This is a genomic window from Methylobacterium sp. WL120 (genome assembly GCF_008039465.1).
GTDB lineage: Bacteria > Pseudomonadota > Alphaproteobacteria > Rhizobiales > Beijerinckiaceae > Methylobacterium > Methylobacterium cerastii.
Window position 1 is genome coordinate 1 of sequence record NZ_VRUT01000320.1, and the last position, 1,638, is coordinate 1,638.

Annotated in this window: 2 protein-coding genes; both read right to left on the reverse strand. The window is 70.0% G+C overall.

What is annotated here, in order from left to right:
- Positions 1-95: 95 nt before the first annotated feature.
- On the reverse strand, positions 96-1,124 hold the full coding sequence (locus tag FV229_RS26710; protein WP_147754798.1) for a hypothetical protein: 1,029 nt from the start codon (positions 1,122-1,124) through the stop codon (positions 96-98).
- A gap of 12 nt (positions 1,125-1,136) precedes the next feature.
- A partial coding sequence (locus tag FV229_RS26715; protein WP_147754799.1) for a hypothetical protein occupies positions 1,137-1,638 on the reverse strand: 502 nt, incomplete at its 5' end.

The following is a 1,638-nucleotide window of genomic DNA, read 5'->3' on the forward strand; positions in this document are numbered from 1 at the left end:
TTCATGCCAGCCTTCTCCGCTTGGCCGGCTGCGCTCGCCAGACCAGCTCCGCCGGCCAAGCTACCCGTGGCGGAGCGGCCCACCGTGCACTAACTTTACCCTTGGACCACCTCGTGGGGGCCGATCACCGGGTCCGCATCGTCCGGCGCTGCCGCCTCGTCAGCCTCAGTCTCGTCGGATGCAGTCTCGGCCGCTTCGATCGGCTCTGGTTCATCGCGATCGCGGCGGGGCACCAGCACGCCGACGACAGTGCCGACGAGCTTCTGGCGCAGGTGGTCGGCGTCGTAGGGGCCATCGCTCGTGTAGACCGTCCCCGCGCCGACACGGTTGACCGGATCGACCCACCATTGCGGTTCGCCCTGGCCGCCGATCTCGCGGAAGTGGGTCAGCACCACGTCGCGTGTGCCGCCGTGCCACTCGATCACGCACAGGGCGCCGTGCGTCAGCTCGCGCCGGGCCGGGTCGAAGACGACGGTCTCGCCCTTCCGAACGAGCGGGTAGGCGCCCGCATCCTTCACATACTGCTCGCCCATGCCCTCGGGGCACTCGCTCACCACCGGCAGCTTAGGCGGGCGGGGGGCATCCTTCGAGGGGAGATCGACCGCGCTGTAGACCCCGATCACACGGTGGATCTTCTCGACGCGACCGGCGCTCAGGTGCCCGACCCGCCCCGTGCTGGGCAACACGACCTCGATCAGCGGCACCACTTCGGAGCCTGGCGCGAACGGCTTTGCGAACTCGGGATTGAAATGGTGCGTCAGGTCGAACACGACCGGGTCGGGCTTGCCCATGAGGTAGAACACCGCGAGGCCGGCGCCGGTGGGCATCTCCGGCTCTACGACGAGGCTGGCACCAGGCGCCGCGTGCAACCCGAGGCCATCACCCTTGATCATGAGGGCGTAGGCGTCGTCGGAAGCATTATCCGGCGCGGGAATGGTGCCGAGCGAGGCAGGCACCTGCTCCGTAGTCGGTGTTGCCTTTTCCGGCTCTGGTGTTGGCGATGCGGCGGCCTTCCTCTTCGTGAACCGGCCAGCGGTGTCGCGGAGGTGGGCAGCGCGATCGCGCTGTTCGGCGTGGGTAGCGGTTGGCTGGGCCTGCGGGCGTGCGCTGCGGTTGTTCGTCATGTCGGCCTCCCCTCAGGCGATCGGCAGGAAGCCGTAGGCGAGCACGCCCCCGGCGATGATGATGAGGGCGGCCATCAGCTCGCCGGCCGCCGCGAGGGCGCGACCTAGGCGGGCAGGCGCCGGGACCGGGCGCAGATCAATCGTCGGCCCGAGCAGCCGGCCGGACGGCAGGGCCAGAGGAAGGCGCTGGATCGGCTCCACACCGAGGCAGCGTGACAGCTCGGCCTCGCGGACCTCGGCGATGGCCCAGGCGTCCGCGGCGCCCTGACAGCGGTGTGCGGCAGCGTTCGGCACTTCCTCGGACAGCCACCAGCGAAGGTGACGGATCAGGCAGAGCATCCCGGCGCGGGTCGCGCACGGGGTCGCGAGCAAGGCGTGCAGGCTGTCGTGCGTCTCGTCATCGGCGGCGTCGGCCGTGTCGCCATCGGGGGCGACCTGAAACACGCTCCACGCTTCGGAATGACGCTCGATGGCCGCGAGGATGGGGTCGGCGTGGAAGGGGATGCGCTCGGCG